A 25,170-nucleotide genomic window follows, 5' to 3' on the forward strand; every position below is an offset into this window, starting at 1 on the left:
CCAATGGCATGCTTACCAGGGCCTCCACAACAAATTGATTTGTATTTGCTATAGGCCAGCCAGTAAGCAAGCGGAATCCCCAGCATAAATAACAGGCAGGTCGTCAAAGTCGCCAGCTTTAAGGTCAATATAAAGGGTTCGAAATCCATCATTTGGCGGCTTGGTTAAAGCCATAAGTTTCGAATATCACTACTGCACTTTCCGATTTCAGGAAGGCAAAAAAAGAAGCTGCATCTGGATTTCCTTTCCCAAAGGCAGTAATGATCGCTCCTTGAAGCAAAGGGTTATGGCTATTTTCCGGCAAAAGGTAGTAAGCTTTTCTGTATTGCTTCATCGTAGGAGAAAGGGCTAATGACAAAGCAATAATCCCAATGTCTGCCGCTCCAGTGGACAAGAATTGTGCCGTTTGAGAGATGTTTTCCCCCAATACCAATTTGGAACTGATTGCATCATAATGCCCATAAAACTGAAGGCTTTCCTTGGCTCGCTTTCCATAAGGCGCATGATTGGGATTGGCTATGGCTATTTTTTAACTTCCAAACTACTGAGTGATTCAATGGTAGATGCATTACAATCCATCTTTCTGCTCCAAAGCACTAACCTGCCTTCCCCATAAATATGAAGTCCCGAACCTGACAATCCTTTTGCTATCAGCATTTTTGGATAGGCTACATCTGCAGACATGTAGAGGTGGAAAGGGGCCTTGTTAGAAAGCTGCTCAAAGAGTTTACCCGAAGAGCCATAAATCGGCACTACTTCTTTCCCGGTTTTGCTAGTATAGGCATCAATGATATCATCTAAGGCAAATTTCAAGTCGGAGGCTGCGGCAACTCGTATGGCATCTTGACCATTTACAGGGTAAAGACCTAGCAGAGAGCATAGGAAAAAGGAAGTAAGGAGAAGGCAAACACTTTTCATTTTTTAAGGTCAGGGATTAACCCCAGTATGCTTTAGCTTGGTTGATTCGATATTAGTTTAAAGATATACCGAATGCCTTTCTTTTCCAATCCGACCCTATCTTTTCCAACGAAATCAGGAAACCCCAGCAGATCAAAATTTGGAAAAAAAATTAAATAAAAAGAACTTAGTCATTTTTAAGGATTGAATAATTGCAGCATATGTTGGATAAAATTGCATTCAGTCAACTTTACGACTTTCAGGAGGTACAATTAATAGCTTTTTTCTTTTCCAGCTGTAAATTACTAAACAGGTTATCAAATTATATGGAATTATAAAAATTATATAAACCATAATAAGTTTTAAAGGCCACCCAACGCCAAGGCTTCCTTTGAAAATTTGTTCGATGGTTTTCCGATCCTCAATTCGAATTTCATTTGTCCAACGTTCGGATTCACCCATTCCGTATGGATCAAATCCGTATAAAAAATAAATTAGCTTATCAGATAAATTTTCGGACCAATAAGCTGATAATGTTGCTAAAATAAATGTTAATCCAATAGACAAAATCAGTAATTTTAAATAGTTGTTTTTCTTTTGCCTTCTTCCAATTAGAAACGGACTCACTAGGATTATCAGGTAAGAGGATAAGGTGAAAATCAAAAATATTGTCTCGACTGAACTTGCACTCATTATTTAACTATATTATTGGTCAAAACAAAAAGAAACCAAAACAATAACCTGTAAACAATTAATTACTTATTACCGTACTCAACTTTTCCCACATTTCATCATGAAAAACTATGGGAACCAAGGCATCATTGGGAGCTTCACCCATTCTTATCACCACCAGGTTTTGATTTGGGACAATTTCGACAAATTGCCCATTTTTACCCATTCCTGCAAATAAATCCTCAGGAGCATGGCTAGACAGATCTATATTTAAGGTTGATGCTGTACCAGGAAACTGGATCTTATTTTCACCATTCAACCACCACAAATAACCATAGGAAGGGTTAAGGTCTTGTGAACTATTTACCATTTGTCGGTAGTAGTTTTCAGTATAAATAGCTTGATTATCCTTCCAGACTCCTTTGTTTAAGGTCAACAAGCCAAATCTTGCCATGTCTCTGGCTGTACTCCAATAAACATTGTTATAACCCAAAGGTATCCAACGCCCATTCATCCCTGTGATGGCATCAATTTTTTGGTCAGTGTAACTGTTATAATCAATGCCTGTAGCATTACTTATCACCTCATCAAGTATAGTATAGGCGGCATTGTGGTAATACCATTGCATTCCAGCATCGGTTCCATATCCCAAACAGGAAGGCTCAGTACAATCCAAATCAGACACCTGATAAGCTAAACCAGTGGTCATGGTCAACTGATGTTTAATGGTAATTAGGTTTTCTTTTTCAAGGCTTAAGGAAGTCCAACCAGTCCCTAAATAGTCCGAGCTTTTATCCTCAATAACCAAATCTCCCTCTTGTTCTGCTATTCCCACTAATGATGCGGTCAACGTTTTTCCTGCTGAAGCCCAATACCAAAGGCTATTGGCTTCAAAGGCGCCCGTATTTAAGATATTATTCCCCCAATATTTTTCTATGGCAATTTTACCGTCCTTTAGGACGATAAACGCCCTTGTATCATTGCTTTCCAGGTAAGTGTATAAATCATCCAAGGCATTTTCATTCCAGTCAAGGGCATTAAAATCAATGGTTTCCCATTCATTCCCGCTGTTCGGCGGAAAATACAAATCATCTTCCGGTTCCTTGTCATCAGAAATCATATCCGTATTGTCACATGAAAAGCAGGTAATAATTCCAATTAAAAATAGAACGGCATTTTTCATCATCAATATGTATTATTGTTTATAAAACCCCATACAAATCTAAAACGGTCCTAAAGTCCATCTCAGGGGTGATTTCGTAAAAATAATTCAATTGCCATTTTTGGGTTAGCTTCGCTTGATTGCTTGTCGTCTCATCCCAACTTGGATAAACCCGAAAGGCTCTCTTCCCTTCCTTTATACCGGTTGAAAGAATTCCTTTTTTTACAAGCAGCGATTTCGGAAACACAAATTGCCCCAATCTGGCTGAAGTGCAGATGTTTACAATGTAAAAACCAATCCGATCTTTATCGTCAAACGGTTCAATCGGCCCATTTCCAATACGCTTCCAGAAAGTCACAAATTGCCCTGACTTTTTCGGTGTTTTCTTGGCAGTTCTGCTGATAATCTGAAACCCATTTAATTCAAATTGACAGGCATCATAATCCCTGCTCTCATGTTCGATTTTGAGGTTGGCCATTTTTAGCCCACATTTATCGTACACTTCTTTCTTTAATTGAGACAGCGTTTCATTCATTAAAGTCTTTGCTTACAACCGATCCACCTTACCTAAAAATATTAATCTACTGTAAATCTAACAATAACTTCATTATCTAAAACCACGTTTGTGGACCAAATAAACTCCGCGTCCTCCGTGGGAGCATCAAAAACTGAAGTGAAATTTGTATAGGAGGCTTTATTATTAACACCTATTTCGGAATTGGTATAGGTGGTTGCACTTGGCCAGCTGCTATCGTCAAAAGCTGCTGCGTACCAATCAGTAGGCAGGTCCCAATGCAAGGCATAATAGGAACTGCCGTCATTTGATCCTTCTATATTGCAATTGTTTGTTAACCTTAAACTTCCATTTTCTGTAGGACAGGACAGGTCTTTTATAGGAGAAGTATAAAAAGTTTGGGCTTTCCAGTCGGACCCTGTCCTGGCTACAATTTCATTGCTCTCATTTTTGAACACTGCCACCATCCCTCCATCTCCAGGGTAATAAGAGGAGCCTTGGTTGCTCTCCGAGCCCAAACCACTGTTTTCTTCCCAGTCCACCAGCTTCATGGCTATCGTATAAGGAGCACTTACCCTAAAGCGTAGTATGCTGGAATTAAACTGGGTAAAGGGAACCTTGTCCTTACCTACAGGAATACCATTGATATACATTTCGAAATAATTGTCTGCAAAAACAAAAGCTGTAATTACTTCCCCATTTGCATCCACTTCAATGATCTCATCATCAGCCATAGCCGCAACCGCTTCATTTTCGGAATTAAACATTATGCCAGAACATGGATTATACAAATCTGAAGCAAATGGAAAACTATTGTCTGTGAAATTGACCATTGCAGGAACAGTCCATATGTTTCCATCCAATGCGGTGGAGATGCCAACGGGTGCCTCTCTTCCATTGGAACATTCAAACAAGTTTTCGGTGGTAACTGTTGCCATGCCCTGAGATAAAGATGCCGTCCCTGTATAGGTGGAGGGGACAATTGTTTCTGGTTCCATTTCAGTAGTACAAGCAGTATTGGCTAAAGAAATTAAGGCTGTAAAAAGAATAAGCTTTTGACTATTTTTCAATCTCAAAGGGTTTAGGCCGAAACGAACAACTGTTATTATTTGATGAACTGTAATTGCTTGTTTAGACGAAAATTAGGATAAAACCCTTCGCAAACTTGGTAACTTTGCCTTTCTTTTTGTTCAATGAATATTGAAATGAATCAATCCTCTCTTAAAACGCTTTTAATCTTATTGAGTTTGCCATCAATTTGGTTTGGAATAGGCAGCCCTAAAATCTCGCACATTAATGGGTAAATATGAATGTTTTCTAATGAAGGGATGCTGTATCCATTTTTAAAAGCAGGCCCATTGGCATAAAACACACCATGCATTTCCTTGTTCTTGGCATCATAACCATGAACACCTATGGTCTTGATTTCCCTTTTCATAAATGATTCTTTACGCGCTTCTGGTAAAAAATAATAGCCGTAGTCTGCTACCAATTGGATGGCTCCCCAATCTTTATTCTTGGGTTTATATTCAAAACCTGGTGTGTTTTTAGTTTTATAAACTTTAAAATGAGCTTCTTTTGGCTTTAAATACGCGACCACTTCTTCTATTTTAACCCCTTCTTTTGGATGAATATTTACAATAGTGCCATTGTCTTGGTAGGAGTATAAACTGTCGTTTATAATGGTTTCTGTGGGAATAATTTTAGAGGTAGATAGGTCTGACATCCCATGATCAGAAACAAGCAGAATATTTACCGGAAGACCAGTAGCTTCAACCCTTTTAAATAAATCACCAAGGGTTTTATCCAGTTCAAACAGCACTTCTTTTATTTTCTCTTCATTCCCTGGACCATAATCATGGCCAGTTTTGTCCATGTCACCAAAATACATTAAAATTAAATGCGGCTTCTTTTCTTCGGGCATTTCCAGCCAATTTATAGCCTGATCCACTCGATCTCCATTTTTTATACTGGGATCAAATGTATGGTAATAGGTAGGATGAACACCTTGGATAGCTGCTTCTGTGCCTACGAAAAAGTAACTGGCAGTAACCATATTGGCTTTATTTGCCTCCAACCAAATTGGAGAGCCTTTATAAAAACGCCCGTCAGTAGCCGTTGTTTTATCCTTATAACTATAATTCACGCCATTTTCATAGCTGCTAAAGACATTGCCCAAAATGCCATGCTTATCCGGGTACATACCTGTAGCGATGGAATAATGGTTAGGAAAGGTTTTTGAAGGAAAGGTTGGGACCAGTGATTCCGCTTTCACTCCCTTATCGACAAAAGCACTCAGGTTTGGGGGCCGGTATTTCTCTACATAATCCCATCGAAAGCCATCCAAAGATACCAATAGCAAATAAGGCTTTTTTTGGGCGCTCTCTGAATTCAAGGTGGTAGGAGATAAGGTTGAACATACCATCTTTTTATTGCAGGAAATGAAGAATACCATTCCCACTAAAAAAATCCATCCTATACCTGTAATTCGTTTTTTCATATTCAATTCTGCTATTTGCGCTATTTCTGGGGACAGGTTAAAAACCCTCCATTCAAAACATACTGAAAAGAGCCCAATGGTTTTGTAAATTTATCCTTAAAAGCTAATAGTCCATGCCTATCAGCCATTAAATCATCGGCACAAACAGGCAGCTTTTATTCATTAATCTTTTTAAAAATATAACCTGAAGGACTTTTCGTATACGCTATTCCCCTCATTGTTTTAAGCAATTCTTCCCTGTTGGGCATAGTGCCCTTCTTAGGTATTAGGTAATCTTCTAGATTTTTCTCTGAAATGCTAAATTTGTTGTCCGCATATCTCCTATAGACTGCTACCAATTCAAAATCAGGATCCAGGGAAGCCATTGAGGCATCTCCATGGGAATTGTTACAAACCAGAAGGCCTCCTTTTTGGAGATAAGCATTTACTGCCTGCCCTACAAATCCGGCATATTGGGAAATTACAAGATCAAACTCTCTGCTAAGTTCCTCAAATGGAGTATTGTAGTCTTGCTGATAAAAGTGAAAAATCGCCGGTTCTGAATACTTTCTATTTTGCTCGATAAAGGCAATCGTCTCTTTATCCTGAAAGAATTTTTCTGTGCCCTTAAAGGAATCTGCGTATATCACCTCCCGAAAAATCAATGAAGGGGTAATGTGAACATGGGAACCAGGATAGAAAACTTTTTTGATAGTGTACTTTTTGTCAAGTGCTTCGAAAAGGCCTATGGAAGTATGTTCCTTATCTACATGGTGTATTTTATATAGCTTGGGTAGCGGCATAGTACTGGAAACTTATTATAAGCTACCGGTATCGGATCGAATAGCCCATTGTTTTGCAGTACTAATCTAAAGGCTTTTTAGCAGTTTTAAAAGGCTAGTCCATTAATCATAAAAATAACAAAGAGGACCTGTAGTAACAAGATTCCAATTACATCATATCGGTTCCAGTGTCAGTAATGTACCTATCGATGAAACCATATACCATGCCTCCCTCTACTTTGAAACAGCTATGGATAGGTAAGAAAAGTTGATTTCAGTTATTTTTGATTTAAAAATTCATTTTATGTGTACTGGCTTTAATGACTATAAAAACACCATAAGCTACCAAACCAAAGGCAATAATTCCTAACACAACCGATCCAAATTCATTTTGAATGAAATTAAAAGCATCTTTTGTTCCTCCGGATTGTGAGGCATCATATGTGATTGCTGCTCGTACAGTAAGATAAGCAATGATGCCAACGACTAGCCCTCGGGCAGTATACCCTACCCGTCCAGAATTAATCATCAGTTGCTGTGTTTTTTCATCCATTCCTGCTTCCTCCACTTTATCTTTGAACTTTCCAGAGAAGGCAATGAATATTTGATAAAGGGATTTTCCCACGAATACAAGTGCTACTACTGCTACCAGCCAGCGTCCATATGCCTGGTCTAAAAGCTTCTGAATCATCGATTCTTGGCCCCCTCCACTTCCACCGCCAGTACCGATCAACAATTCAACTGCACTAAATATGATAAAGAGGTAAAAAAAACCACTTGAAAAAAAGCTGAGCCTTAAAGCCAAGCCATTGGTGTCACTTCCGTGGTCTTCAGGATCACTGAAAGTCTGGTACATCCTCCAAAAAACATAACCTGCCAAGCCAAGTACTACCAGCCATAGCAATATTTGACCGAAGGGCTGGCCAATAAGAAATTTAAAAGCCCCTGTACTATCTGTTTTTTTACCTCCATTTCCAAAAGCAGCCCAAGCAGTCAAACCCCCGATAAGAAGATACACCACACCTATGGTTCCAATACCTAAACGGGCAATCTTTTTTTCTTTTCTTATCAAGGTTTAGGTCTGACTTTTTCATGTATAAAGTGGCTAACGGTGCATTCCACGCAGGAAAAGTCAAATATAGTGCCAAAAAAACGAACTAAACACTTGATAAAAAGCTGAATATGAATGACTAATAAGTTACATCCTCAATTAAGAATCTCTTCCCTTGAACATTTTATCTAATAGAAACCATCCTAATCTTAAACTTTTTTCGGTATCAATCTGCCCTACCTCTCATGGCTCCCTTTTATGTCCACAATTGGATTGGTATCATGAAAAGTAACTACCCAATCAAACAATAAGCTATTGGTCTTTTCCTTTCTTAGGATCGCTACTAAGTAATATATCCAAGTATAATAACTTAACCAAGGGCCTCTAGCCCCTGTTTAAATACTTGAACGTAAAATGATTTTGGCGGTACTGTTGCTATTTTTTCTGCAACAATACCGCCAAAATCACTACCTACCATTATTTATTAATGTCTTCGAATCCGGAATAAAATTACGAGGTCGCCAACATTTCGGTCAACACTTTCTTGAATACATCAATGGGCTGCGCTCCTGTTACGGCACTTTTCCCATCAAATACGATTGTTGGAACCGATCTGACGCCGATATTTTGCCAATATGTCTCTTTATCCCTTACTTCTTTGCGCGCTTCCTTATCATCTAATTTGGCCAAAGCTTCTTCAGCATTTAAGCCAACATCCAGTAGCGCTTCTTTTAAAACAGCTCTTTTAGATACATCTTTTCGTTCACTAAAAAAGGCTTTGGTAAGTCTCATTTTCAGTTCGGTTTGCTTGCCGAATTCTCTGGCATATTCCAATAAAACATGCGCTTCAAAAGTATTCGACATGCGCATGCCTTCAAAATAATCGAACGTAAACCCTAATTCGTCCCCTGCATCTGTCATTGTTTCCTGAGACTCCTTCTGTTGTTCCATTGTACTGCCATATTTTTCAGCAATATGCTCATGGAGATCCTGTCCTTCTGCAGGCATGTTGGGATTCAACTCAAATGGTTGCCATTCCAGGTTTATCTTGCCCTCTATACCTAGTTCAGTTATGGCTTTTTCTAAACGTTTGTAACCGATGGTACACCAGGGGCACACTACATCTGAAACGATATCTATTTTTAATTTATCTTTCATTTTCTTACTTATTTTAGGTCCTTCATGGCGTTTTTTGACTCGGTTAAAGCTTTTCAGATTTAATCGCCTTTTTCATCAACATTCCATTCATTACGCCAAAGCTTTTGATAGAAAACAGTCTTTTGGCCATCATTACCATCATTTTATTCATCATTCCAGGGATGATCGTTCCCTTTTTCCCAATGTTATTCAGCGCAATTTGAGCAGCTTCTGAAGGCTTCATGCTCGACATAGGGACTTTAGACCAATCTACACCATTGTCAGCTGTCATATTGGTTTCCGTTAACCCTGGAGCCAAAACACTTATGTCAACATTATTGGCTTTAAGTTCCGTATTCAATGAAAGGCCCAACTGATGCACATAGGCTTTTGTTGCCGAATAGTTACTGAAATATGGCATCGCCATCATACCCGCCATACTGGAAACCAAAAGTATGCCTCCTTTTTTGGCGGCAGACATTTTCTTCGCGAAATGATTGGTTAACAAGTACGTTGAGGTAATGTTAAGCTTTATCATTGACAGCTCCTTTTCAGGTGAGATCTTAATAAAACTTCCATTGTTTTCCATACCCGCACTATGGATAAACATGCCAATCTCTTGCTTGTCAATCTCCTTTATAAAGTTCAAAGTTGCCTCTTCATCAGACAAATCCACAGAAAATACCTGTGCCTTTACCTGATATTCCGTCCAAATATCCTGCGCCAGGGCGGCTAACTTATCCTTACTCCTGGCGACGAGGATAGGAGCTATACCTTGTTTGGCTAATTCTATTGCAAATGCCTTTCCAATTCCTGAAGAACCTCCAGTGACCAAAGCCTTGTTTCCGTATTTTGATTTTAAATCTTGCATAGTTGCTACGTTTTTTAAACCCGGATTATCAAATAGGTCTCCTTGGCCTTTTCAAGCCTGACCTGATTTTTCTTCAGGGGAATTGGTGTCGACACCCAATAGAAGGGAAATCGCCTATTTAGGGGTAATCAACCTTTCGCATAAGAGCGAAAGGTTGATATAGATTAAAAATTATAAATTTATTGGTTTATACCTTCTCTTTTTCCCAGGCAAATTTCTGGAAAGGAGCATCTACAGGTGTATTTGCAATATGGTTGGTATAGTTACTTATCACTTTTTGAGACAAGCCTAAGATAATTTCTAATACTTGTCTTTCTCCATAACCAGCCGCATAAAATGTTTTCAAATCTTCAGGACTTACGTGACCACGGTTGCGAACGATGGTTAAAGTCATGGTACGTAATGCTTCCAATTTCGGATTTTCAAGAGGAGTTTCATTACGCAATGCATCTATAATGGCATCGTCTACTTTCATCATTTTAGCAATACCCGTATGTGCAGGTACGCAATAATGACAGGCGTGTTCCACGTTAATCGTTTGCCAAACCACGGTTATTTCTTCTTTATCAAAAGAAGAGTCAATGAACAATTTGTGAATTGTTTGGTAGGCCTCAAGCAATCCTGGTGCTCCTGCCAATACCCCATGTAGCCCTGGAATAAATCCGTTTGCCTTAAGAGATTTTTCTAATAGGTCTTTGCTACCTTCTGGTGCCGTTTCAATGTTGTGAACTTTCAAAGTTGTCATAATTTCAATTGTTATTTTTTCTAAACGATTGTTTAGATATGGTTCAAAAAAAGGTTAAAATTTATTAAATGTCATTTCTATATAGTCTTCTATTTCTTCTGGGCTGTTAACTCTTGTCGCAGCCGCAAGGCCATGTTTTGCTACTACCAAAAAGTTAGCCTGTTTTAGTATGGTCTCTTCGTCTTCATCAGAACCCATTCTTAATTTTTCGATAAACAAATCTTTAAGGTTATCCATAAAAGAAAGCACCTGACCTTTTACAACTGGATCATCACTTTCCGAAAACTCATTGTATGTATTGGTCAACAAACATCCTTTTTCATTTCCTTCTACGGCACAAATTGCAGCAGAGTCATAAAAAAACTGTTTAATGTCTTCAACCCCATTTCTAGCTGCTTGAAATTTCTCAAAGATGGCACTTACTTTTAATTTATAGCAATTAAGACTTTCAATGAAAACGCCGTGCTTGCTTCCAAAACTAGAATATATGGAGAATTTATTGATACCCATTTCTTTTTCAAGCATCTGCATAGAAGTACTTTCATAGCCATTGCGCCAAAACAAGCGCATCGCTTTTTCAATAACTTCTTCTTCTTTATATTCTTTTTTCCTTGCCATTGTTTCTTTTCACTTCACAAAGCTAACCAATCGTTTAGAAATAAAAAACATTTTCCCCTTTTTTATTTCGAACCCATGGCTCAGATTATAAAATGCAATAGTGAATAGGGGTTTAGAACCTAAATAAGTAATAAACCAGGTAAGTACCTATAAAAATTAACTTCTTAAACCTGAGGAAACCAGGTCAAAGAAGTTATAAATACAAACAGTTTTTACTTTTTTGATTCGACATAATTCTTGAAGTTGTCGAGAATAGCTTGCCAACCCAATCGCTGCTGTTCGTCGGCGTTTGTCCCTTCAGCCTCAAAAGTTTCCAGCAGTTCAACTTCATCTCCCGAGACGATAAACCTAATTTCCACCTTTCGTCCGTCAGACATCTTATAGGCAATCAATTCGTTTTCTTTTACTTCGCTGTAAACACCCGTAAAATCAAAACCCATGCTCCCATTTTTGGCTTCCATTCTCCAATTAAAGACTCCATTTGGTTGAAGGTCATTAATGGCAGAAGGACAGGTCCATTCGGGAGAGGCGAAATTCCAATGTATAATATGGGCTGGTTTGGTCCAGCATTCCCATACTTTTTCGACACGTGCCTTAATGGAGGTTTTAACTGTAATGGTCATCTGTTTCAATTATTTGGTTACTACAATGTCTAATGGTCCCTCCTTTTTCTTTATTTCAATTGAAAGCCAATAGGGTTTCGAAAACTAATTTCATTTTAGCTCAAGCCCCAATCTATCAACTTCATGTTGGTCTATGCAAGCCGTATTTTATTATGAAATAATATAAGAAACCCAGAACAAAAAGGGCTGAGAAAAAGATTATATATTTCAAATAAACTGACAATTCCCTATTACCAAAAGTTTCCCATTGTCCATCTTTGAGAAATATTTTCAATTTTTGTTCATTGTCATTAATTAAGACATAATTGTATTTGGAGGGAAATCCTTCAATCGAAAAAATCACAACGGATTAATTGTTGTATATGTCCTTAAAAAATTCATTCCTTAGGTAGAGCGAATTTGCATCTGAATTCAACCCTGCTATTATTTTAGTTTCATGGCCCAAAACACTGTTGGATTAATGAAATCTAAAGTTTCCGTTTTATTTAGAACCATTGAAAAGGTGTTGTGAAAATGTTTAATGACTAGCTCTCGAAACTCTTCAGCAGATTTATATGCGTTTTCTGGGCCATTATAATTAACCTCACTTTGAAGCAGTCATAGAACTAATGATTTGAATGATAACTTCACCATTTTCTGTTCCGGAAAACAGGGTAGTGGATAAACTAGACTGGTGTGCCAAAGCTACTGCATCCACAAACATGCTTATAAAAATCACCCAATTTATTCCCTATTTTTAGGCTTCGAAGTGATAACATCAATAAAAGCATTCTTTAAGGCAGTTGCTTGTTCTGGAGAAACTTTTAAATATTGATGCTTTCCATCCGGAGCTTCAACAAAACTGGTATACCCTTCATCGTCCACTGAAATATTCCCTTTATTGCTTGAAGTAAAATATTCACTTCCACCCTCTAAAGCATAAATCATTGATGTCAGATCCCAAGTTGGTCTGTCATAAGGCATCTCCAAATAATTCTCATAGGCCACTACCAAAGGATGAGGTGTTGCCCATGTAAAATCTTTCTCAATACTGGAAGCAGGGTATTTAATTTGAAACCCAAGTTCAAAAGGGCTGGCAACAATTTGCGTAGGCCAATCCTTAAAAACTTTTTGAGCAGCATTAATATCTATTTTGACATTAAACTCTTGCATTCTATTTTCATCAAAATTGCCCGCCATAATACTGAGTAATTTTACTTTTTCATTTATCAAATCCTTACCAGATAATTCAGTAAAATCATCAGATGGAGAATCCAGCAATCTGGCTAAGTTTGTTGAAAAACCTACAGATACTATGGTCACTGAATTATTCGGCTGTTGAGATAAAACCTTTCGATACAAGTCTGTAGCTTCTGGAAACACTGTGTTTTCTGACGCTGCACCAGAGAAGGCCCTCTTTCCATCTGCCAGATATTCCCAAGTGGTTTGGGCATAATTTGTACCATCATCGCCAGAATAGGCACCATTGGTCACTGCGCCAATAGGTATATCGGAATAGCCATACCAGTTATTCATAAGATCAATAAAAAGTGGTGCGTATTTATTGTTTTTATTAACAGTAATGGCTAAAATCTCCATCTTATTTTGATCGGCATACTTATACAACATATCCAATGCCAAGGCATCATCAATATCATTTCCCATATCAGTTTCAAAAATGACTTTAACAGGTGATGGTTTATCGCTTTCTACAACCTCTTTTTCAACAGTTCGGCTTGTACAGCCTATTGCAAGGATAGAAACCATAGCGATAATAATGGTCATATGGATTGAAATATTTAATTGAAATAGAGCGCATTTTTCTTTGTTCATAAAAGGACTTTTCTTATTTGGGTTTATATTATTTTTCATAAGATTCATTGATATTGACAGTCTATAATACTTTCAATTCCATTTATTTACAAGTACTATAACAAACCTCTAGCTTCCAAGAGTGTAGCTGAATTTAATCCATTGATTTTTTCATTTAGCAGGCTTACGCTACCAATCAATGTCCTCAAACCCGGGTTAAAATGGCTAAGTATTTGTGTTAGGAGGCTATTTCTCGGAAAATAGGCTCGGGATAACAGTTTTAAATTTCGTATTAATCCTATTTAGCTAAGTTGCAACCTTACTGTGCAGACTTTAAATTGCCATAAATATCTAAAAGTTTTTTAGCGAGGTCAGCTTTCGTTTGGTCTTTTAATTTATTCTCCTCCTCACTTATGCTATCAAGTATTTGGACAGACATTCCAACCGCATTTATCCTTTCTAAAACCGTAACATAGTCCTTTGCTTGCTGCATCGTAGATTTATAAATCACAAGAAAAGAAGCTCCGATAAACTCAATTATAAGGCCGGAAATCGTAGTTAAAATGGCTGCGTTTAAATTCTGATCGCCCTCATATACTTGAACTATTCCATAAGAAACAATGACAAAGCTTGCAATCATTACTATTACTGTCCAAATGAAGATCCACTGTATTTGCGATAGGTTTCTGTTAAGGTAACTTTCTAATTTTATTCTACCCAACTCCCAAGCTGCGGCTGTCTCATTGCCATTTCCCTTTATACGCTCTTCAACTTTTTGTATCTCTAATTTAGCTTGAGTTTCCTCTACGCTCATTTGGTAAGCATAGATTACCAAAATACAAATTCCAGCAATTATTCCTAGCCCGATAGCAACGGAATTATATATTTTGGAAAGCATATCACTGTCAACCAATACAGCAATTACAATGGCGGCAATGGTGAAAAAGAGCGCAAAAAAGAACAAAATCTTTAATTTCTTATTACCGGAAGTCACCGCTTTAGCAACACTTGTAACTAAACTTGTTGTAGCATAATCAATGAATCCCATGATCGGTTTTTTAGGGTTATAAAATTAAAGTGTGGGGCAAATAGCTTTGGATAGCTTTTAACTTTCGGTTTTGCCATGAACCAAATGTTTAAACATTTAAAGCTAAGAAAAAAAGGAAATTATAATTTAAAAATTATTCAAATCACTACCCCTTGACTTTGATTTTCAGAAACTTATGAAGTCGAAAGTCTTCTAGATTAAAAGTTAAGACAATTGAACTCTAGGCATTAAGTGTACCGCCACTCAACTACCAGAAATCAATATAGCTTGTTCTTAGCCATGGATTTTTATCCCTTCCTTTTCAAAATAATGTTCAATGGCTTCCTGTATGGCTTGCAGAGAACTGTATTTTGGTTGGTATTGTAATAAGGCTTTTGCTTTAGCAATACTCCCACAAGGGCTGTGCCCGATGTGATCCAAAGTAAATTCCTTATCGGTTGAATTAACCGTCTTTTCCCATGCTTCCCAAGGTAAAAATTTCAGCTTAAGCTTCTGTCCAAAGAACATTGCCATTGCTTCAGCATAGCCTCTAAGGGTAAGGGCCTGCTCAGAAACCACGTGAAAGCTTTCACCGATTGCATTGTCCCGGTTTTCAATGGCTTTGATAAATGCCTGTGCAACATCATCTGCATGAACATGATGAACCGTTTCCATCCCAAGGTTAGGCAATACAATTTGTTCTCCTTTGGCTAGGCGAACAAAGGTATCCGGATTGAAATTTCCAGTTGGATTTACCGGTAACCAACCAGGCCCAACAATATGTCCGGGGTGTAGAATCGTAACTGGAAATCCACTTTTCTGGTGGAAAGTATGGAGGTATGCTTCAATATTGGCTTTGTCTATTCCGTATTCACCAAAAGGTTTTCGTTTTTGGTTTTCGGTAGTCGGCACTTGTTCACTGAAGCCATGCACCCACATGCTGCCACAATGTAGGAAATGCTTTATCCTGCCATTGAGCGCCTCTGCAAGCTTTCGGGCACTTTTTGGGGTAAAACAAATTAAATCAATGACAACATCTGCATTAAGATCAACGATTTGAGAACAAAAATCACCCTCTTCTTCAGCTTTTACCCGATCAATGGTAACATGTTCCACTGACTTCCATGCCTCATTATTACTATAAGGATTGGCTTGTTGCCGACTTACACAGACCACATTGTGGCCCGCCTCCACAAGGCGAGGCACCAAATACGTTCCAATATGACCTGTACCACCTATAATTATTACTTTCATTCTATATTTATTCAATTTATTGTTAACGTTAATAATATACGGACTGGGTATTGGTAAGTACTAGCCTTGCCAGCAATTCAAAGCCATAAAATCCATACAGTTTAATTGTTGTGGCTTCTTACTTTTATTAATATATCAAATAATTAAGATTTTGCAGTGTATTTTTCCACATTCAAATAGCCTCCTGTCATTTCTTCGTCCCTTCTTTAAGCATATATGTTTACAGATCCAGAATATCTATTCCAAGGACAATTTTTTTAGTCCAGCAAAATCTTAATAATAATGGGTTATTCTACCCACAATGCTATATTTAATTTAGTGGATTTTATTTGTTTTCTTGGTATTGTGGCCATACGCTGTAGGCTACAATACCACCTATTAACAATAATAAAACCTGTAGCAACAAGTTCGGCGCTGTTTCCAGATGTCTTCCAATACCAAATAGCAACAACACGATGGAAAAGAAAACTACCAGGCCGGTAACTTCCTTTTTCTTAACACCTACTTTTCTGGTATAAAAAATCTTGGCCATCAATCCACCATAAAGAAAGGTAAACCAGATCAAACGATGTCTTAGAGTTTTAACCACCAAGCTGAAAGTAGGATAATCTTTTCCTTCCAAAGTAACCAACACAATATCGATAAGCACCATCAAGCCCAGCATGGATGCCACAATTATTTTAATCGTTCGGATTTCTGACAAATGCCTCTTTAGAAACCTATTAAGTTTGCTCATGGCTTTACCAGATAATTCATGGACCAAAAAAAGTGTCCAAATAAGACACCCACTATTAAAATAGCTGTCAAAAACGCTTTGGTTTTTCTAAATGGCACTTTAAACCCTATTACAACCATGATTATCGTCAGGCCAAAGATTATTAAAACCGGAAACATGCCATTTGACATTTTAAAAGCAACATTAGAGGTTCCCAGAAACAGGTGGCCAGCAATCGCCCCCAAGGCAAAAGGAATAAAAAACGACTTGCCTCTTGACCATTCGAGTAACAGTACATTGGTAGTGTCGTTGTCTATATCATTGAGAAGTAGCAGGATTTCAATGATAAAATAGGCAACGGTCAAACCAATCATAATACTAACAACGATTGTATATTGGGAACCTTCCATGTCTATTTAGAAAATGAATATTAATTTAAGCCATTTAAAGGCAAAATGAAATAGAAATACAATTTATTTTAGCCAAATAAGATATGGGCACATTAAGTTAATAGAAGCAGTATAGCTGTTTACTTTCGGTTTTGACCGACATCTTCTCTTTCATGTTAAGACCAAGGTCTTCCTCCACTTTTCAACCCAAAAAAATACCTTATATAAAGGAAGTGAAGGCGTTTAAATGAGAATCACCTGCTCTGGGAATTCAATTCTTGCTGAAGCAGACAATTCGGATTATATTTATGGCTGAAAAATTAAGTCTATAATATGAAACAAATCATTTATTCTTTGCTTGCATTGATAGCGTTCAGTGCTTGCAGCAGTAGTACTACAACGGAAAACGAAAGTAAAGACCAAGAAGAAAAAAAGAAGACTGGATAGTTCTTTTTGATGGGACATCTACAGAAGGTTGGCGTGCCTACAACGGCGATGCGCTCCCTCCAGGCTGGGTAATCAAAGACGGGGAATTAACCTATGACACCGAAATGGGTTTAGAACAAGATTACACGGGTGGAAAAGACATTATTTATGGTGCTGAAGAGTTTGAAAACTTTGAACTGTACCTGGAATGGAAATTACCTAAAGGTGGTAATAGTGGCATATTCTATCACATACCTGAAGTAAAAGAAAGTGCTGGACCTTCAGGATTGGCACCGGAATATCAACTTATTGATGACGAAAATTATGCTTCCATACATGATTTGACTTCCTACAATAAAAAATGGGCGAAACTGAAAACCTGGACCAACTGCAAGATTGGCAAAAAACTGCCTCTGATTATGCAATGTATCCTGCCGATCAATCACAAGTAGATTTAAATCCTGTCGGTGAATGGAACAGCTCCAAAATAGTTTATACACCTGAAAAAGTAGAATATTGGCTTAACGGAAAGGTTGTGGTTTCATTTGTCCCTGGGTCTGAAGATTGGGAAAAAAGGAAAAACTCTGGCAAATGGAGCGGTGCACCCGATTATGCGAAAGCCAAAAAGGGATACATTGGCCTTCAGGATCACGCAAGTCCGATATGGTTTAAAAATATTAAAATCAAAAAATTATGAATCAGAAAATAATTAATAGAAGAGACTTATTGAAAGGCGGAGCTACCGTGGCTATCGCATCTATGCTCCCTTCATGGGCATGGGCTAATAGTAAAAATGGTCGCCTAAGAACTGCACACGTGGGTTTAGGTGCTATGGGTAAAGGTGACTTGGAAGCAATTTCTTCTCACGAGAAAGTAGATGTTGTAGCGCTTTGCGACGTTGACGCAAACATGCTGGCACCGTTAAAGAAGGAATTCCCTAAGGCCAAACTCTATTCAGACTACAGGACAATGATGGAAGAAATGGCGGACGATATCGATGCCGTAGTTGTTTCTACTCCTGATCATACACACGCTCCAGCTTCTATGCTGGCAATGGACCATGGTAAGGCCGTTTACTGTCAAAAACCCCTTACCCATCATGTGTCTGAGGCGAGAGCCATGAATAAAAAGGCAGCAGAAAAGAAATTGGTAACCCAAATGGGAATCCAGGTGCATTCTTTTTATGACTACAAATTGGCTACGCTATTGATACAATCAGGTATCATAGGTAAAGTGAAAGAAGTAAGGGCCTGGTCCCCTAAAAACTGGGGAACTGACGACCCCAAGCCACAAGGATCTGACCCAATACCAGAAGGTCTTGATTGGAACCTATGGTTAGGTACTGCGGCTGATAGGCCTTATAAAGAAGGGCTATATCACCCTGGCAACTGGCGTAAAGTACTGGACTTTGGTTGCGGAACTTTAGGCGACATGGGTGTTCATATTTTTGATACTCCTTACAATGCCTTGGCGCTGGATGTACCAAAGACCATCAAAAACGAGTGCAGAAAGCCTACTGGCTTTGGCTTCCCGGAAGAGAATACAGTAACCTACGAATTCCCGGGAACGAAGTACACCACCAAAAATTTCAAATGGGTATGGTATGACGGCGTAAACGCACCAGGGAAAGATAAAAACCTAATACTCCCCAACAATGAGGAGCTTCCAGGACAGGGAGCCATGTTTGTTGGCGAAAAAGGCAATTTATTATTGCCTCACTTTATGCAATTACCAAAACACATTGTGGATGGAAAGTATAAAGAACTGGACCTCAGCAAACTTAAGAAGTCAGGAAAAATAGGTGAAGTAATTAGGGATTATGACGTAGAAGGCAAACGCCACTACCACCAATTCGTAGATGCTTGTTTAGGAAAAGACGAATGTTCTGCTCCTTTCTCCTACGCTTCCAGGTTAACGGAAACGATACTATTGGGCGTAATAGCAGGAAGGTTCCCAAATAAAACCTTGCACTGGGACAATGCCACAGCACGTTTTGAAGAAGACGAAGCCAACCAATTCCTGGACGGCACCTATAGAGCATTTTAATAATTGCTGAGAAGCGGTTAAAGTAATAAGTTAATTAAAGCCGTTCCGGAAAAATGGGCTAACGCTCAGTTTTCCGGAACGGCTTTTTTATTTAATCGGGCAAATTCAGATAAACTACTGATAACGGATGATTCTGTTTAGTCCCTATAAAAACAACTACAATTGGCACATTGAATGTTAGCTTTTACCTACTATTATATAAAACTGTTCGATTTTTTTGACTATATTATTACATCATGAACTATCCTAATATAACGAAATGTAAAAATCATGAGAAACATCAATTTAATTGTCTTTCTAGTATTATTAAGCTTTATATCCTCTTGCAGTAAAGACAATGAAGAAACGCCAAAGTCTACAGAAAATGGCTATACATTTAATACCGAATTCTTTCCAACGGATAAGCTCATTTTAACTTCTACTTCTCCTGAAGAGGCTATCTTTATAATACTTGACGATAATGCCGTTTTTAATAGTACCACAGGAAAATTTGAAGGAAACACAGGTCGAGGAATTCTTATTGCCGTACGTATTGATGAAGACGCATCTGAACTAAGCGATCTGGCCGGCGCTTATACTCAGGTAATAGATCCAAATGGATTTGAAGGGAATGGTGATTTTATAGGAGGGTTATTTATGGATTTTGGAAGCTTAGAATCAGCATACAATAATGACAACGGTACAGGTACTAATGACTACCTGCTTGCAATAACAGGTGATGTAAGGGTGCGTTTTAATTCAGAAACAGAAATATTCACTATAGAATATACACTTACAACCAATCAGGGTATCATAACCGGTGCTTATGAAGGCGTATCCCAACAATTTATATTGAATTAAAGTAAAAACTCTTTAGTTTAATAATTACAAACCATTCAATCAGAATCATTTGGTTTAGCTATTGACGCAGGAACCCTTTCTTGTTAAATTGTTCTATTTATTACTATAATGATGAGGTTCTGAATCGCATAATAGCACCATTTTACTAACAATGATTATTTGAACGCTTCAGCATATTACCAAGAAGGTGAAAATTTCCATTTAAAAACATCATCAAATAATCACTTCATAGCTCAAAAAAAAGCCAGTCCCTAAGTGGACCCTAAGCATGGTCCTTGAGCCTGTCGAAGGGTCAGATTACTAATTTATTTCCCCAATTCTTTTTTGTTTTTTCTCGAATTATCACAACCGATGAAAAAACAATAAGTAGGTAACCAATTACCAATAAAGACAACAGAAAGGGTTTACTACGTTGAATCACAACGTAATCCGCAATTCCCGTTTTCCAAAAGATCCACTCATCGCCTAATTTTGTGGCAAGACCTGGGTTGCCGGTTTCAAGAATGATGATGCCATCTTTACTCTTGAGGTTTATTCTGGCAGCTGTATTGATCGCAGGTCGGTTACTTTTGGTGCAATCATTGTGCAATTCAAAGTTCATAATATGAACCAGCATCTTTTATTTTAGATGATTTTATTATTCCTTTATCCCCCATGTCTAATAAATCTCTACTTGCTGTATTTCTAGACACATCATAATTTAATTGATAGTGACTATTTGTTATTCGATTATTAGCTGTCATTATTTCTCATGAGTAACCATTTACCAAAATATCATTGCAGGAGCCATTTGTCAAATTAACAGTGATGTGAGCGTAACAGTTGCCACCATCGTCTGCTCCAATAATTACATTGGTCCAGTCGAGACCACCATGATCACAGAAAAAATTAACCCATACTATTTTATCACCGTTCGAATTCAAAACTGGAAGATATTGTCTCTTATATTCGTCCAAATCCATCAGGGAATAAATACCATCATCAACTTGGAGCTCTGAATTGTATTTGTTAATACATTCCTTGATTATATTTTCCAGTTTAAATACATCTTCGTTCGATAGGTGAGATGGTCGAGAGTTTTTAAATAATTTTTCCGTTAAAGATTCTTTTACCAATACCACATATGAGATTGGGTTTGAAGTCTCACAACCCCCTATGACAAAAAGAACAACTGTTAAAGTGAATATCAATCTCATTTACGTTTCTATGGTAACTAACCTCTAAATACACACACCTATTACCTCTAATTTGCGCCAATACGGATGATGCCCCAAGCTCCCCATCCTTAGTAATATTAATCAAATTAAGGATTTAGGATAAGAATTCCAGTCCTTTGGCCACTTTTTCAATCTATTAGCGCTAAAAAAAATTGGTAAAAACCTCCCCAATAGTAACCCCTAATTCCAAAGGCCCTAGAGCTTACCCTGAGCACGGTCCCTGAGCCTTTCGAAGGGTGCCGAAGGGCTAGCCGTCAGAATGATTGGTTAGTGGGGCGCTGTTATTTTTATTGTGACTTTATTTTTTAGTTAAATTGACAATTCTGTAAATTCTACTTTAGTTTTTAAGCTATTTAAACCCACATTTTGATACAAATGGTTGAATTGTCTTTGTACTTGGGCTACAATAATACCAGGGTGTTTTTTAAATCTTTTGCTGAGTAGTAATATCAATTCTTTATCAAACTTGGGATATTGAAACAACTCGTTTCTTTCTTTTTCTGATAATAACATACGAGCTGCAAAGGCATCTGCTTCATCTTCTTTTTCTATATCAGGTTGAATACACTCTATTCCATCAATAAAAATATCTTTTTTACCGTGGTATAATATATGCCCCAATTCGTGAAAGAATGTGAACCAAAAAGCATTGTAATCTTTTTGTCTGTCTGTAATTTGAATAAGTGGTACACTATTGTTTTTAATCCATCTTGTAGCTCCGTAAATAGGTGCTTTAGCGATACAAGGTGTATAAACTAAAGCTAATCCACAAGAGGCACAGAGGGATTGCAACTCTTCTAACCAAGTGTCTGAATGCTCATAGACTATCTCTTGAATTTGTTCTAAACAATTTCGTAAAGCTTTTTTATCAAAAGCTGTTACCTTTATTTTATCCGCTTGTAATTCTCCTAAACGCAACCACACCGAAATCGCTTGTGCCTCTGCGGTATGGCGTAGCTCAATTTTAAAAGCTAATGAGCTACCATTATATATCTCTGACCATTGAGCAGGAGAAGCTACTCTAAAAAATTTCAATAAAGCATCTGCTAATTCAATTTTTTTAGAAGTGTCTGGAAGTAAACCAAAAGATTTCATTTTTGCTAATGGAAAAGACGATACCCATTCCTGGCATCGCTCTAGATGTTCCAATTGCTCAATTTCTAATAATTCATCCTGATAAGTACGCTCTAAATTGAGCCAAAAACTTGCAGGCACTCCCAAAACATATTCTAATTTGATGGCTGTTTCTTTTGTTATAGGTGCTTTCCCTTTTATTAACTCATTTAGTTTAGGAACCGACCTTCCCAATCTCTCTGCAAGTTCCGCTTGTGACATAGCAATATGGTCTATATGCTCTTGAATACTATCTCCTGGGCAAGAGAGTAAGGATTTTTTAATTTGTAAATCCGTCATTTTATTTCCTTTTAAAGCTAGTGAGGGTCTTCTACAGACCCAATACTTATAATGGTTATCGCTTTTAAATCTACTCCACCATCTTCTAAGGTTGGTATAGGCTTTTGGTCTATTTCAAATAGAATTCTCCAATTTTCTTGAATATCTATTGACCAGGTTTCTTTGCCTTTACCAATGTGCTGGTGTAATCGTAACACTGGTAGTTTTGAGATAACCTCTAAATTATCGGCACTTTCAAGCTGGATTCTACGCTGCTTTATCTTCTTTGCCAGCTTGCCATAAGACTTAGCTAAGCCCTTATCGGTAGTGAGCGACTTCTCCAGTTTATTATTTTTATACGATAATTTCATTACAAAGTTACAAATTCATTTACTTAAAAGGTTAATGTTTTTTACATTTATTAAATATATTATAGATTCATCTATAACCACTCCGCCCTAAAACTTCGATAGAAAACTTCAATTCCCATTGCTGTTATACCAAGCAATGTCCCAAGGTTTTCCCTAAAAATCAGGAACCAAACGCTTCCCATCTACAGTAACACTTCTCAAAACTAATAGAGGTTTACGCTTATGTATTTTAGCGTACACATTTGAGCATACCGAGCTTCAGCGAAATCCTCACGGGTGAAGCTCTTCTAAATGAATAGCAAATTATTTAGGTAGGATTTACACCTACTGGATTAACACAGCTTCGTGGCACACCAACAGTCAATGATAAGAATCGGACAAGCGATAGCAAAATCGGATTTCTTATCTACTGTTCTCAGTAATACTAAATTTTCGAACCACTTTTCCAACAGAAGACCTACTTAAAGACAGCATACTTTGAAACACTCTGCTGCTTAACAATGATGTATGTTACCTGAAGCTATTTGCCAACTTTTATATTGTTACTTGTTTTGTAATTCATATTCTTTTTTTGCAGCTAGTATTTTTTCATCATCCATTATTCTCACCATATACCATTTCACATCTTTAGATTCGGGAGAACTTTGCGTAAATAGTATTTTTTTCGGCATTATTTCCTCATTATTTTCGCCATAATTTTGGAGCTCAACCAGACTACTTTTTATAAAATTCCATCCTTCTTTAAATTGAATATCTGCACTCCGCTCAATTTCAAAGTCAGTATCTTGAAATGTTTCTTGTATACATGTATCTTTAAAATCAAGTCCCCTGTCTATGTACATCCAATAGTACTTATCTCCTATGATCTTGTTAAAGTTCTCTTTGACAAGCAATTCTTCGTCGGAAACGGGAGATACATACGCTACATTAACACCATACTTCTTTATGTACATAGGCGGATATAACTGTGAGTAAACATCCTCGTAAGGCGTTTTGAAAAGAGGCTGACCCATCATGTCAAAATCACCTTTCCCCTTACACCTGAGCATATTTAATTGGCTTTCAAAATGATATTCCATGTGACTTCTACCAAGCGCTTTTATATCGTACGCTGGTAAATTGAAATGAATCACACCCGTTTTATCAATGCTACCAAGCGAGATTTCATCTCCACTTTTTTGCCATTGCACAAGTTCGATTCCTCCTTTGGAATAATCTAACTCCCCATTAAGCTGATTTTCAACTTTAGGTAACGAAGCTTTAGTTTGCAACTGTTGTGTCTTGCACGATTGAAATAAAATAATAGCGAAAATCAATATTAGTTTCGTATTCATATTTAAATATCTTATCATTTTATCTGTTTTTTATTACTGAGAACGATCTGTGTATGGTGCGTGTCCCGAAGAGCATGTATTTTAAGCGCTTGTTGGCGGTATGTTATTTTCTTTTTCAAGTATTTCATCTCTAACATATGCCTTTACTATTTCTTCCTGATTAACTGCTTGTCCATCAAACTCAGAGTCTCTAAAGTCCCATAAAATGGCATGTTCGTAATATTTTTCTTCTTCAATTATTGGGAAGTATTTATAGGTTTCTGTAATCCAAAAATTCCCTTCTCCACCCGAATAAGCACCAACTGGTTTGAAATAAGCGTTAAATAGTCGTCCGTCCACACTTTGGTAATAGAAACTTCTCATTTTAAAGGTGTCCCAAGCAAATGGATTTATCAAATTCAGTCCAAGTAAACCATAAACGACTATTGAAGTAAGAATTGCCATTGACCTAAGTGTCCATGTCAACCAAGTTTTTTCAGTCTTACTCTTGAATACCACTTTCAGTGATATCGAGACGATAAGTATCGAGAAAACTATGTCCGTCCAATATCCAACTAAGGATATGTCAGTAAATAAAACTGTCAGTAAAAAAACAGTCGTAATTGTTGTCAATATTATTTGTCTCTTAGTTGTCATTTTTAATTACCGCCAACGGCAAGTAGGGCAGTAGAAAGTAATGCACTTTCGGATTTGCTCTGAGCCAAATTTTTATATTTTGTTTTAATTTTTTCATCTTAAAAGCCAAATTAAAAATTTGGCGGTGTTTGTTAAAGGGACTGAACTTTCGGCTAGCACGAACGCCCTATTTGCTATATAC

The 25,170-nt window shown here is 37.5% G+C and carries 30 protein-coding genes; 4 read left to right on the top strand and 26 right to left on the bottom strand.

The window, feature by feature from the left end; genetic code table 11:
• Window positions 1–148: 148 nt before the first annotated feature.
• The 20 genes from modA (ADICYQ_RS29420) to ADICYQ_RS22590 form a co-directional block, all read right to left on the bottom strand.
• Window positions 149–526 carry a molybdate ABC transporter substrate-binding protein gene (modA, locus tag ADICYQ_RS29420; protein ID WP_152520516.1) on the bottom strand — a complete coding sequence of 126 codons (378 nt, stop codon included), beginning with the start codon at window positions 524–526 and terminating at the stop codon, window positions 149–151.
• The gene (gene modA, locus ADICYQ_RS29425; RefSeq protein WP_020893779.1) at window positions 523–918 is read right to left on the bottom strand and encodes a molybdate ABC transporter substrate-binding protein; all 396 of its coding nucleotides are present in this window, start codon (window positions 916–918) and stop codon (window positions 523–525) included. Before modA (ADICYQ_RS29425) ends, modA (ADICYQ_RS29420) begins: the two co-directional genes overlap by 4 nt.
• 219 nt (window positions 919–1,137) lie before the next feature.
• On the bottom strand, window positions 1,138–1,464 hold the full coding sequence (locus tag ADICYQ_RS22505; protein WP_146948465.1) for a hypothetical protein: 327 nt from the start codon (window positions 1,462–1,464) through the stop codon (window positions 1,138–1,140).
• 184 nt (window positions 1,465–1,648) lie between these two features.
• Window positions 1,649–2,755, bottom strand: coding sequence for a serine hydrolase domain-containing protein (locus ADICYQ_RS22510; RefSeq protein ID WP_020893781.1), 1,107 nt, complete (start codon window positions 2,753–2,755; stop codon window positions 1,649–1,651).
• A 16-nt stretch (window positions 2,756–2,771) separates the two neighbouring features.
• On the bottom strand, window positions 2,772–3,266 hold the full coding sequence (locus ADICYQ_RS22515) for a MepB family protein (protein ID WP_020893782.1): 495 nt from the start codon (window positions 3,264–3,266) through the stop codon (window positions 2,772–2,774).
• 41 nt (window positions 3,267–3,307) lie between these two features.
• Entirely contained in the window at window positions 3,308–4,315 is a 1,008-nt protein-coding gene (locus tag ADICYQ_RS22520; RefSeq protein WP_020893783.1) for a hypothetical protein, read from the bottom strand.
• A 140-nt stretch (window positions 4,316–4,455) separates the two neighbouring features.
• Window positions 4,456–5,745: an alkaline phosphatase family protein gene (locus tag ADICYQ_RS22525; RefSeq protein WP_040417738.1), complete on the bottom strand. Its 1,290-nt coding sequence runs from the start codon at window positions 5,743–5,745 to the stop codon at window positions 4,456–4,458.
• 155 nt (window positions 5,746–5,900) lie between these two features.
• Window positions 5,901–6,527, bottom strand: coding sequence for a hypothetical protein (locus tag ADICYQ_RS22530; protein ID WP_020893786.1), 627 nt, complete (start codon window positions 6,525–6,527; stop codon window positions 5,901–5,903).
• Between the two features lie 268 nt (window positions 6,528–6,795).
• On the bottom strand, window positions 6,796–7,578 hold the full coding sequence (locus ADICYQ_RS22535) for a DUF1206 domain-containing protein (RefSeq protein ID WP_020893787.1): 783 nt from the start codon (window positions 7,576–7,578) through the stop codon (window positions 6,796–6,798).
• A 489-nt stretch (window positions 7,579–8,067) separates the two neighbouring features.
• Complete coding sequence (locus ADICYQ_RS22540) at window positions 8,068–8,715, bottom strand: DsbA family oxidoreductase (RefSeq protein ID WP_020893788.1); 648 nt, start codon at window positions 8,713–8,715, stop codon at window positions 8,068–8,070.
• A 43-nt stretch (window positions 8,716–8,758) separates the two neighbouring features.
• Window positions 8,759–9,565: an SDR family NAD(P)-dependent oxidoreductase gene (locus ADICYQ_RS22545; protein WP_020893789.1), complete on the bottom strand. Its 807-nt coding sequence runs from the start codon at window positions 9,563–9,565 to the stop codon at window positions 8,759–8,761.
• Window positions 9,566–9,752: 187 nt separating this feature from the next.
• Complete coding sequence (locus ADICYQ_RS22550) at window positions 9,753–10,310, bottom strand: carboxymuconolactone decarboxylase family protein (RefSeq protein WP_020893791.1); 558 nt, start codon at window positions 10,308–10,310, stop codon at window positions 9,753–9,755.
• A gap of 54 nt (window positions 10,311–10,364) precedes the next feature.
• Entirely contained in the window at window positions 10,365–10,928 is a 564-nt protein-coding gene (locus tag ADICYQ_RS22555; protein WP_020893792.1) for a TetR/AcrR family transcriptional regulator, read from the bottom strand.
• A gap of 212 nt (window positions 10,929–11,140) precedes the next feature.
• On the bottom strand, window positions 11,141–11,551 hold the full coding sequence (locus ADICYQ_RS22560; protein ID WP_020893793.1) for an SRPBCC domain-containing protein: 411 nt from the start codon (window positions 11,549–11,551) through the stop codon (window positions 11,141–11,143).
• A gap of 583 nt (window positions 11,552–12,134) precedes the next feature.
• Entirely contained in the window at window positions 12,135–12,269 is a 135-nt protein-coding gene (locus tag ADICYQ_RS29430; RefSeq protein WP_020893794.1) for a hypothetical protein, read from the bottom strand.
• Between the two features lie 5 nt (window positions 12,270–12,274).
• Window positions 12,275–13,402, bottom strand: a complete 1,128-nt coding sequence (locus tag ADICYQ_RS22570; protein ID WP_200861921.1) for a nucleoside hydrolase — start codon at window positions 13,400–13,402, stop codon at window positions 12,275–12,277.
• A gap of 259 nt (window positions 13,403–13,661) precedes the next feature.
• The gene (locus ADICYQ_RS26350; protein WP_020893796.1) at window positions 13,662–14,390 is read right to left on the bottom strand and encodes a TRADD-N-associated membrane domain-containing protein; all 729 of its coding nucleotides are present in this window, start codon (window positions 14,388–14,390) and stop codon (window positions 13,662–13,664) included.
• Between the two features lie 273 nt (window positions 14,391–14,663).
• The gene (locus ADICYQ_RS22580; RefSeq protein WP_020893797.1) at window positions 14,664–15,623 is read right to left on the bottom strand and encodes an NAD-dependent epimerase/dehydratase family protein; all 960 of its coding nucleotides are present in this window, start codon (window positions 15,621–15,623) and stop codon (window positions 14,664–14,666) included.
• Between the two features lie 325 nt (window positions 15,624–15,948).
• Window positions 15,949–16,359, bottom strand: a complete 411-nt coding sequence (locus tag ADICYQ_RS22585) for a hypothetical protein (RefSeq protein WP_040417742.1) — start codon at window positions 16,357–16,359, stop codon at window positions 15,949–15,951.
• A complete protein-coding gene (locus ADICYQ_RS22590) occupies window positions 16,356–16,748 on the bottom strand; it encodes a hypothetical protein (RefSeq protein ID WP_040417744.1) in 393 nt (130 codons plus the stop codon). Before ADICYQ_RS22590 ends, ADICYQ_RS22585 begins: the two co-directional genes overlap by 4 nt.
• 422 nt (window positions 16,749–17,170) lie before the next feature.
• Here ADICYQ_RS22590 and ADICYQ_RS29435 point away from each other — a divergent pair, with 422 nt between their 5' ends.
• The 4 genes from ADICYQ_RS29435 to ADICYQ_RS22605 all read left to right on the top strand — a co-directional run bounded on the left by ADICYQ_RS29435 (window position 17,171) and on the right by ADICYQ_RS22605 (window position 20,039).
• Window positions 17,171–17,605 (top strand): 3-keto-disaccharide hydrolase, encoded by a 435-nt coding sequence (locus ADICYQ_RS29435; RefSeq protein WP_200861923.1) that lies wholly within the window; start codon window positions 17,171–17,173, stop codon window positions 17,603–17,605.
• Window positions 17,515–17,850 (top strand): 3-keto-disaccharide hydrolase, encoded by a 336-nt coding sequence (locus ADICYQ_RS29440; RefSeq protein WP_200861922.1) that lies wholly within the window; start codon window positions 17,515–17,517, stop codon window positions 17,848–17,850. Before ADICYQ_RS29435 ends, ADICYQ_RS29440 begins: the two co-directional genes overlap by 91 nt.
• Window positions 17,847–19,199 carry a Gfo/Idh/MocA family oxidoreductase gene (locus ADICYQ_RS22600; RefSeq protein ID WP_020893803.1) on the top strand — a complete coding sequence of 451 codons (1,353 nt, stop codon included), beginning with the start codon at window positions 17,847–17,849 and terminating at the stop codon, window positions 19,197–19,199. Before ADICYQ_RS29440 ends, ADICYQ_RS22600 begins: the two co-directional genes overlap by 4 nt.
• A 270-nt stretch (window positions 19,200–19,469) precedes the next feature.
• On the top strand, window positions 19,470–20,039 hold the full coding sequence (locus tag ADICYQ_RS22605; RefSeq protein WP_020893804.1) for a hypothetical protein: 570 nt from the start codon (window positions 19,470–19,472) through the stop codon (window positions 20,037–20,039).
• A gap of 292 nt (window positions 20,040–20,331) precedes the next feature.
• On the opposite strand, the gene ADICYQ_RS22610 is transcribed toward ADICYQ_RS22605, so the two are convergent.
• The 6 genes from ADICYQ_RS22610 to ADICYQ_RS22635 form a co-directional block, all read right to left on the bottom strand.
• Window positions 20,332–20,655, bottom strand: coding sequence for a hypothetical protein (locus tag ADICYQ_RS22610; RefSeq protein ID WP_152520517.1), 324 nt, complete (start codon window positions 20,653–20,655; stop codon window positions 20,332–20,334).
• Between the two features lie 133 nt (window positions 20,656–20,788).
• The gene (locus ADICYQ_RS22615) at window positions 20,789–21,235 is read right to left on the bottom strand and encodes a hypothetical protein (RefSeq protein WP_040417746.1); all 447 of its coding nucleotides are present in this window, start codon (window positions 21,233–21,235) and stop codon (window positions 20,789–20,791) included.
• Window positions 21,236–21,565: 330 nt separating this feature from the next.
• Complete coding sequence (locus ADICYQ_RS22620; RefSeq protein ID WP_020893808.1) at window positions 21,566–22,669, bottom strand: HigA family addiction module antitoxin; 1,104 nt, start codon at window positions 22,667–22,669, stop codon at window positions 21,566–21,568.
• Window positions 22,670–22,686: 17 nt separating this feature from the next.
• Complete coding sequence (locus tag ADICYQ_RS22625) at window positions 22,687–23,019, bottom strand: type II toxin-antitoxin system RelE/ParE family toxin (protein ID WP_020893809.1); 333 nt, start codon at window positions 23,017–23,019, stop codon at window positions 22,687–22,689.
• A 542-nt stretch (window positions 23,020–23,561) separates the two neighbouring features.
• Window positions 23,562–24,353 (bottom strand): hypothetical protein, encoded by a 792-nt coding sequence (locus ADICYQ_RS22630; RefSeq protein WP_040417748.1) that lies wholly within the window; start codon window positions 24,351–24,353, stop codon window positions 23,562–23,564.
• 81 nt (window positions 24,354–24,434) lie between these two features.
• Window positions 24,435–24,989: a hypothetical protein gene (locus ADICYQ_RS22635; RefSeq protein ID WP_020893811.1), complete on the bottom strand. Its 555-nt coding sequence runs from the start codon at window positions 24,987–24,989 to the stop codon at window positions 24,435–24,437.
• Window positions 24,990–25,170: the final 181 nt, after the last annotated feature.

The sequence above is a fragment of the Cyclobacterium qasimii M12-11B genome, assembly GCF_000427295.1.
Taxonomy (GTDB): Bacteria; Bacteroidota; Bacteroidia; order Cytophagales; family Cyclobacteriaceae; genus Cyclobacterium; species Cyclobacterium qasimii.